Source organism: Burkholderia aenigmatica (genome assembly GCF_902499175.1).
GTDB classification, from domain to species: Bacteria; Pseudomonadota; Gammaproteobacteria; order Burkholderiales; family Burkholderiaceae; genus Burkholderia; species Burkholderia aenigmatica.
Window position 1 is genome coordinate 179936 of record NZ_CABVQC010000007.1, and the last position, 6592, is coordinate 186527.

Annotated in this window: 8 protein-coding genes and 1 pseudogene; all 9 read right to left on the reverse strand. The window is 66.6% G+C overall.

Annotation, left to right across the window (positions count from 1 at the left end):
- Positions 1-3 precede the first annotated feature (3 nt).
- Entirely contained in the window at positions 4-237 is a 234-nt protein-coding gene (locus BDO18943_RS07810; protein WP_012205981.1) for a TIGR03758 family integrating conjugative element protein, read from the reverse strand.
- Positions 234-617 (reverse strand): integrative conjugative element protein, RAQPRD family, encoded by a 384-nt coding sequence (locus BDO18943_RS07815; RefSeq protein ID WP_012251136.1) that lies wholly within the window; start codon positions 615-617, stop codon positions 234-236. The genes BDO18943_RS07810 and BDO18943_RS07815 overlap by 4 nt, the downstream gene beginning before the upstream one ends.
- Positions 618-715: 98 nt before the next feature.
- A complete protein-coding gene (locus tag BDO18943_RS07820; RefSeq protein ID WP_175021861.1) occupies positions 716-1477 on the reverse strand; it encodes a TIGR03747 family integrating conjugative element membrane protein in 762 nt (253 codons plus the stop codon).
- Positions 1474-3657 (reverse strand): type IV conjugative transfer system coupling protein TraD, encoded by a 2184-nt coding sequence (traD, locus tag BDO18943_RS07825; protein ID WP_012205978.1) that lies wholly within the window; start codon positions 3655-3657, stop codon positions 1474-1476. Before traD ends, BDO18943_RS07820 begins: the two co-directional genes overlap by 4 nt.
- 4 nt (positions 3658-3661) lie before the next feature.
- Positions 3662-4210: an integrating conjugative element protein gene (locus BDO18943_RS07830; RefSeq protein ID WP_012205977.1), complete on the reverse strand. Its 549-nt coding sequence runs from the start codon at positions 4208-4210 to the stop codon at positions 3662-3664.
- On the reverse strand, positions 4207-4812 hold the full coding sequence (locus tag BDO18943_RS07835) for a transglycosylase SLT domain-containing protein (protein WP_012205976.1): 606 nt from the start codon (positions 4810-4812) through the stop codon (positions 4207-4209). The genes BDO18943_RS07830 and BDO18943_RS07835 overlap by 4 nt, the downstream gene beginning before the upstream one ends.
- Entirely contained in the window at positions 4794-5531 is a 738-nt protein-coding gene (locus BDO18943_RS07840; RefSeq protein ID WP_012205975.1) for a TIGR03759 family integrating conjugative element protein, read from the reverse strand. Before BDO18943_RS07840 ends, BDO18943_RS07835 begins: the two co-directional genes overlap by 19 nt.
- 14 nt (positions 5532-5545) lie before the next feature.
- Positions 5546-6187: a hypothetical protein gene (locus tag BDO18943_RS07845; protein ID WP_012205974.1), complete on the reverse strand. Its 642-nt coding sequence runs from the start codon at positions 6185-6187 to the stop codon at positions 5546-5548.
- Positions 6184-6513, reverse strand: a pseudogene (pilL2, locus tag BDO18943_RS07850) (PFGI-1 class ICE element type IV pilus protein PilL2); the annotation flags it as partial. The pseudogene pilL2 and the gene BDO18943_RS07845, both read right to left, overlap by 4 nt.
- Positions 6514-6592: the final 79 nt, after the last annotated feature.

Below are 6592 nucleotides of genomic sequence, written 5' to 3' on the forward strand. Positions count from 1 at the left end.
AGGTCAGGAGAGGAGGAAGAACGTCATGACGAGGTACATCGCGACGAAGCGGATGCAGACGCCGAGGAACTGGCGTTGGTTGAGGCGGTTCTCGGCCCACCCCACGTAGGCCGTTCGGATGGCCCAGACGCCCCAGACGAGCAGAACCGCAAACACGATGCCGACCAGAACGGTCGCCATCGCGGACGGCGCGATACCGCTGTTGGCTTGAAATGCCGAGACCTGGGCGCCGTTCATGGTCTGCCCTGCGCAGTCGTCGGCAGCGATGGCGGGGCGGTCCGCTCGGTGCGGTACTCACCAGCCAGTTCGGAGAGGTCGCGTGGCTGGGCGCGCGACGGTGTGAGATGGGCCTGGATGCCGGCGCGCACACGCGCCAGATCAGCCAGCAGTCGTGGGTAATCGAAGTGGTAGCGCTCGCCCGGCTGGATGGGTGCGTGTGCAGCGCCATCCGCGATGGTGCGCTCCAGCGCGTCGAGCTGGCGTAGCGCGGCAACCAGCTCCTGGCGCTGTGCCGGGGATTCGGCCAAGGCAACCGGGAACTGACCCATCAGCAGGGCCGTCACGAGAAAAGTTGGCACGCCGCGATGCGCGGCGCGCAGCCAGATCGGAGCCAACATCGCGCCATTCCTGTGTGATAAGCAATGGCTTGATCGTGGCGATCAAAGGCGTATCAGGCCGCAAACAATAAGAACCTGCGGATGACCGGATTGATGGCCTAGAGGTACTTCTTGAAGCTCCCTGCAGTCAGGCTCACGGCCAGCCCCAGCAAGCCGGCGCTGGGCAGCAGGATCAGCAGCGGATGCACCGAGATCGGCAGCGCCAGGTACGTGACCCAGGGCAGCACGGCCAGCGGCATCAGGCTCGCTTTCGCTCGGTGATAGATAAAGCCGGATTCCCGGCCTGCGCCGAACCGGCGCACATCCCGCCGTACCAAACCGTCGATCAGGCCGACGAAAGCGGCCGTGAAGATCAGCGGCAGCGTGAGCGCCAGGACCAGCAGGCGCACGAGGAAAGTAAGCGTCGTGAAGGCTGCGGCGATCAGGTAGCTCTCCGTCCAGCCATAGACCTGGCTGATGAAGTAGCGGAAGTTGCGCCCTCCGTCCTGGTTTTTCCCCTGGCTGGGCGCGCGGGCGCGCTCGGCGGTCTGGCTCATGCGCTCCAGGAGCCCTGATCGCACGAACACCCATTCATAACCCGTGTCCACCAGCTCGTGCGCCGTTCGCCCCGGCTCCTGCACGACCACGCTGCGCGTGAAATGCTTGGACAGGTGCCCCAGCTCGTACTGCAACATTTGCTGGGAGTGCTGCCAGCCCTGGTCTTTCCAGAACAGGTGCATGCCGATGCACTCCATCAGGATCGAGAACAGCAGCGAGCCGACCAGCACCCCGAGCAGCCGGAGCGGCAAGGTGATGGTGCCGACGATCAAGCCCTGGCGGCGGTTCTGCTCGCGCTGCGCAGTCGAGGCGGCATCGCTCATGGCGCGGCCTCTTCGCTGGCCGTGTCGCCCGTGCCGGTGGTGGGTGTGGCGATGGCCGTCTCATCGAGCAGATCGTCCGGCAAGGCCGCGTCCTGCAAGACCGGGGAGCTGGTGAACTCCCACCACTGCGTGGCCTCGCTGTAGCTCTGGCGCATGTGCCCGGCCAGTTGCTGCAAGTCCGCCGGCATCACTTCATCCGGGTCTGGCGCCGGCAACGGCATACGCACCTTCCAAAGCTGACCGCCCTGCAGCAGCGCGAAGCACTGGCCTTTGGGCAGGCCGACGATGTGCGATGGCTCGATCATCGGCACGCTGGACATGCTGATGCGGTCTTGGGTGTTTGACGTAAAGTCTGTCGCTCCACGAATATCGGAGCTGTCGGTCGCGCCGCTGACGATGGTGGTCGTATAGACCTCGACCTTCGGCAATTGCCGGGTCAGCAATTCAGCGGTAGCCGTCTCGCGCACGCGCAGCATGAACAGGTTGTTGAAGTTGCCGATCACCTGACCGGCCTTCGCGCGGTTGCCAATGCGTGCTTCGATGTCCGAGAGCGTCTGTGTGTACGCGGTGACTTGCAGGCCAGCGCCGCCGCCCTTGTTGATCAGCGGGATGAACTCGTCGCCCATCAACTCGTTGAACTCATCGGCATGGACGTTGATCGGCACGCGCGAGCCAGCCGATGCGCCCGGCAGGCCGTCGTCGATCCCGTGCTTGTAGATGTGGCCGGCGACCGAAACCAGGTCGGAGAACATGGAATTGCCGACTGCGGCGGCGACCTCGGCGTCGGACAGCGCATCGAGGCCGACATAGACCACGGCGCGCTTTCGGATGACCTGCATCCAATCGAAGATCGGGCGTGGGTCGGCCAGGTCGGAGTAGTTCGGGGCCAGAAGCTGGGCGATCTTGCCGCTGGTGAGCTTCTCCAGCAGCGGCAGCAGCGATGCGACGATCTTGTCGAAGTAGGTCTTGTCGTAGCGCACTGCCGAGCGCAGGCCGTCGAGCACCGGGTCGTAGTTGCGCGCCTGCGAGAGGTACTGCTCCAGCGCCACCACGCGCTTTTCGCGCCCGATCATGTTGCGCGGGATGTTCTTCTCGTTGAGCTTGGCCTCGATCTGGACGATGACCTCCCAGGCCTTGGGCTCGGTCTTGGCGAAGTAGTGTTGGGCGTACTCGATGAACAGCGCGTCGATGTTGATCACATGGCGCTGGATCAGCATGTAGTCCGGGCGCTGCCCCAGTTCCACCAGGGCGCGGGCGATGATGTTGACGAAGCGCCACGCAAACTCGCGAAATGCCGCGCTGTTGCCTTCCCCGGAGAGCTGCCCTGCAACACGGGTGGCCACCTCGCTGATGCGCCCAAAGCGGCCCACAGCGTTGTAGCGCGCGGAAATGTCGGGCCAGCCCAAGTGGAAGACATAGAACTCGCCCTCGCGCCCCGCGCGCTTGGCCTCGACGTACACTCGCTTCAAAAGATCGGCGTCGCCCTTGGGGTCGATGACGATGACGACCTCGTGCTCGCCGTCGGCGTTCTTGCGCCGGATGTCCTGAGTCACGAACAACTCGGCCAACCGCGTCTTGCCCACGCGCGTGGTGCCCAGCACCAGCGAATGCCCGACGCGCTCACCCAGCGGTAGGCTGACGTCCACCTCATCGGGTTCGATGCCGTGCAGGCGCGGCAGGCCGCCCACAGGCGGCAGCGGGCGCACCGGGTTGAAAGGCACATCCCAGCCCGTGAGCGCAGGTAGCCGGGACAGCGGGAATGGCGCGAACTCCAGCCGTTCCTCCAGCCTGCGCGCCAGCCGGTAGGCCGGCGTCAGCTCGACGTAGCGGCGAAATTCCGGTCTGTATGTCTGCATCAGCCGATGGGTATGTTTCTGCTCCCACAGAAATCCGCGTCCCACGAACAGACGCTGCTGGCTGACCGGCACGTCCTTGCTGGTCATCACATAGCGCGGCAAGCGGCGAATGTTGCGTCGGTAGCGCAGGATGACGCGGGCATCGCGGTAGCGGATGGCACCGTAGATGCAGAACGCCAGCGCACTGCCGACGCCCATGGCGGGGCTCAGCGCGAGCGACCACGGGGCCACCAGGGACAGAAACGCGGCGCCTGCACACGCCGCGACGGTATAGAACTCCACCGCTGGGCGCAGCAGAACCTCGACCGGCTGTTTCCCCGACATGGCTTCATTGCTCGATGCCGGTGGCTGTGATCAGCACCGGGTAATGCCGCAGACCCAGGCGCTCGGCCAGGTCGTCACCGGCCACAGGCGCAAGGGGCACGCCGGGCACCAGGGCGCGCAGCCGTGCCAGGCCCTGCATGGTCTCGACGTTAACCACCAGGCCCACCGCGCCGCGCTCGCGCAGCGAGCCCGCCTGGCGAAGCAGCCAGGCGTGGGAAGCTTCGTCGTCGCCGACGACTACGAAAGGCCGCAGGCCCGGTGCCTCGATCACGCGCCGCGCGACGGTGCCAGGCGTGAGCTTGGCACTGCGCACCGGCAACATCGCGGCCTCATCCATGGGCGTGGCGGGCACCGGGAGCATCGGGATGGGCGGCCCGGCCGGAGCATTGGCGCGCGGCTGAAGGTTCAGAGCCTCGTAGTACGGCAGCGCCGACGTGCCGCCACGGTCTTCGACGACGATCAGGGGCTCTCCGGCGCGCGAGGCCAGTGGCAGAGCCGCCAGCAGCACGAGCAGGCCCTTCAGTGTGAGATGGGTCAAATGGCATGTTTTCATGGGGTGCTCTCCTGGTGCACGGCGATGGCCGCGGCGGTTGGGTGTGTGCCCTGCACACGGGCAAGGTGGCGCGACACGCTGCGCCGGTAACGAGCCGCAGGTTCTCCGCCCGCAGGACGGTGGTAGCGACCGATCGCCGGCAACCAGTCCTCGCCCGAGGTGTGCTGCTCTTTCAGGATTTCAGCGGCGATGGCGAGGTTGCTGTATGGGTCGAGCAGGTCGCACGGGCTGGCGTAGCGCTGCTGGTGGTAGCCGAGGTTGATCTGGCCCAGGCCCGCGTCGATGCGTGTGTGCGGCGTGGCGCGCATTGCCTGCTGCAAACCAGCGCAGGCGTCGGCACGGGTGGTGAAGCGGCGCGACTGACCGGCGACGTTGAGGGACCACGGCCACGGGACGATGCGCCCGTTGCGGCGGATGCCGCTTTCCTGCAAAGCCACGGCGTAGAGCACCGTCGAGGGGATGCCCGCGCGCTGTGCGGCAAGCTGGTAAGCCGGTGGCGGAAGCTCCTGGGCATGGGCGGCGCAGGCGCACAGGCCCGCCGCGATCACCAGTGCGCGCAAGCACTGCGAAACGGAGGTGGCCGCTATGGCTGGCGCTGCCATTGACCGTTCACCTCGCGCACGACCGCAGGAAGGTCTCCGGGCAAGCTCAGCGACAGCCACCGCCCGCCATCATGGTTGAGCGTGATGCCACCGCTGCGCACGCGCGCCGGATCGACGTTCGCACGCTTGGCCCAGTCGCGGATGCGCGTGTCGTCTTGGCGGCTGCCGACCATGTACAGGTCGAACTCGGTGCCGGAGGATTGCAGGCGCTGCACGAGTTGCCCGCAGGCCGCGCAGCCGTCCTTGACGAACACGGCCGTGCGGCCTGAACCGCGCAAGGGATTGGCGCTTGTGCCGGCGCCGGGTTTTTCGTCAGGCAGGTTCACCCGCTGCATGCCGGGACTCAGGCGCTGCCAGGCCTGGTCGTAGGCACGCTGGTAGGCGAGCAGCTTCTCGATACGGCGCGCCTCGACCTGCACCTGCAGCTCTGCGTAGCGGCGCCGTTCCTCGTCGGTGCGCGCCTCGATGCCCAGGGCGGACAGTGGGTCCAGGTTGGGCGAGTAGATGCCCAACGGCCCGTCCATCAGCTCGCGATAGCGAGCCCACTCCTGCGGTTGCAGGCCCCAGTCGCCTGCCACTCGGTCGTCCAGGGAGCGAGTAACCAGCGGGCGCTCCTGGCTGTGCGCACTGCCGGCGGGAGCCGTGGCCGGCTGCTGCGCCCAGGCGGGCAACTGGGCAGACGCGAGCAGGAGCGCGGAAAGGATGATCGACGGTTTCATGTCGTGCGCTCCGCTCAAGGAATCGCCATGCGACGGGTCTGGTCGCCGGCCTGGAACACCGCAGTGTTGCCCTCGACTGCCTGCAGGCGCCACGGGCCGACGGCATCGCCGGGAAGCAGCACTTGAAGCTGGTCGGGCGTGAAGTTCCCGTTATTCGGTGTGACGGACAGGCTGCGCTGGCCGGCGCGAAGTTCGGCGCCGACGATGCGGAACGGCAGTGGCGGCGGTTCTGGTTTGGCGGTGGGCCTGCTCGGTGAGCGCGGCTGGGCGGGCGCTGCGGCACGCAGGGCGCTTGGGCGTGCCTTGATCTGCTCGACTTCCGCACGAAGCGCCTGAAGGTCTTCGGCAGCGGCATAGCCGCTCAGCGTTGTCTCGACCTGGGCGGCGCGTGCTTCCAGGCGTTCGCGGGTATCTTTGAGGTCTGCCGCTGTTGCGACGACTGGACGCTGCTGGATGGCCTCAATGGTCTCGGCCAGGCCCACCGCCTGCGCTTCGAGACGTTGCAGGCGGGAATCAAGCAGCGTCTGGTCGGCCTGGTCGTTCATGGTCTGGTAGCTCAGGGCAGCGAAAACGCTGAGGCTGATCAGCCAGAGCCACATTAGGCTCTGCAACACCACGGCGGAGATCGGGCGCCGGGGAGCCTGCGCGGTATTCATGGCTGGCCTCCCGAAACCGAAGGCATCAGCGGAAACGTCTGCACCGCCTCGGCAACAGGCGGCTCGTGTGCGTGCTCGGCGGTCGCACTGCCTCCAGGCTGCTCAAAGCAAATCTGCCGTGCCCGTTCATCCGCATGCAGTTCCCAGGCCGGGCCGGCCAGGGTGAGCAGCGCATCGCGCAAGGTCATGGGGCCAAGATGCCGGTGCGCCGCCGGCAGCGGCAGCGCATACAACTCGGTCACGGCGCTGGGCGTCTCGCAAAGCTGGTAGCCACTGCGTTTGAGCACATGCCGCAGCCCATCGCCCACCGTGGCGCGGGCATCCTCGGCCCGGACGGTCAGTTGAAACTCCCCCACTTATGGTCGCGCAAATTCCCCCACCCTGTGAAGCAGGACTAAGGGTTAT

Coding starts and splice junctions, on each gene's coding strand:
- BDO18943_RS07810 (WP_012205981.1), bottom strand. CDS start 237: ATGAACGGCGCCCAGGTCTCGGCATTTCAAGCCAACAGCGGTATCGCG.
- BDO18943_RS07815 (WP_012251136.1), bottom strand. CDS start 617: ATGTTGGCTCCGATCTGGCTGCGCGCCGCGCATCGCGGCGTGCCAACT.
- BDO18943_RS07820 (WP_175021861.1), bottom strand. CDS start 1,477: ATGAGCGATGCCGCCTCGACTGCGCAGCGCGAGCAGAACCGCCGCCAG.
- traD (WP_012205978.1), bottom strand. CDS start 3,657: ATGTCGGGGAAACAGCCGGTCGAGGTTCTGCTGCGCCCAGCGGTGGAG.
- BDO18943_RS07830 (WP_012205977.1), bottom strand. CDS start 4,210: ATGAAAACATGCCATTTGACCCATCTCACACTGAAGGGCCTGCTCGTG.
- BDO18943_RS07835 (WP_012205976.1), bottom strand. CDS start 4,812: ATGGCAGCGCCAGCCATAGCGGCCACCTCCGTTTCGCAGTGCTTGCGC.
- BDO18943_RS07840 (WP_012205975.1), bottom strand. CDS start 5,531: ATGAAACCGTCGATCATCCTTTCCGCGCTCCTGCTCGCGTCTGCCCAG.
- BDO18943_RS07845 (WP_012205974.1), bottom strand. CDS start 6,187: ATGAATACCGCGCAGGCTCCCCGGCGCCCGATCTCCGCCGTGGTGTTG.